This window comes from Pseudomonas putida (genome assembly GCF_028682635.1).
Taxonomy (GTDB): Bacteria; Pseudomonadota; Gammaproteobacteria; order Pseudomonadales; family Pseudomonadaceae; genus Aquipseudomonas; species Aquipseudomonas putida_AE.
This window is the reverse complement of sequence record NZ_JANHLK010000104.1, coordinates 1-376: the sequence shown is the minus strand read 5'-3', so window position 1 is coordinate 376 and position 376 is coordinate 1. Positions and strand designations below refer to the sequence as shown.

Annotated in this window: 1 protein-coding gene; it reads right to left on the bottom strand. The window is 60.4% G+C overall.

Annotated features, from left to right (window positions below; all coding sequences use genetic code 11):
* Window positions 1-376: group II intron maturase-specific domain-containing protein (locus NPS56_RS31060; protein WP_274078184.1), on the bottom strand; the 376-nt coding region annotated here is incomplete at both ends.

Genomic DNA, 376 nt, shown 5'->3' with positions numbered 1-376 from the left:
CAGTTTGTGACGCACCCAACCGTCCAACTCCTCAAGGGGTCGCTTGCTCTGACTGAGCTTGAAGTAGCCAGCCCAACCGCGCAGTACAGGGTTGATCCGCTCGATGACGCTCGCCATCTTGCAGCCCTGCGCTCCGCGCAGCAGGTCTCTAAGCCGGTCGCGCAAGCGGCCCAGGTTCATCACAGCTACTCTCAGTCTCGGCTGCTGATGCCAGCTCATCCCGTAACCCAGGTAATCGCACCTCCAGGATCCGGCTACCCGGCTCTTGTCCCGATTCAGCGTCAATTTAAGGCGCTGGTTCAGAAACCGCTCCACACCGGCCATCACTCGCTCGCCAGCACGGCGACTGCGCACATAAATGTTCGCATCATCGGCA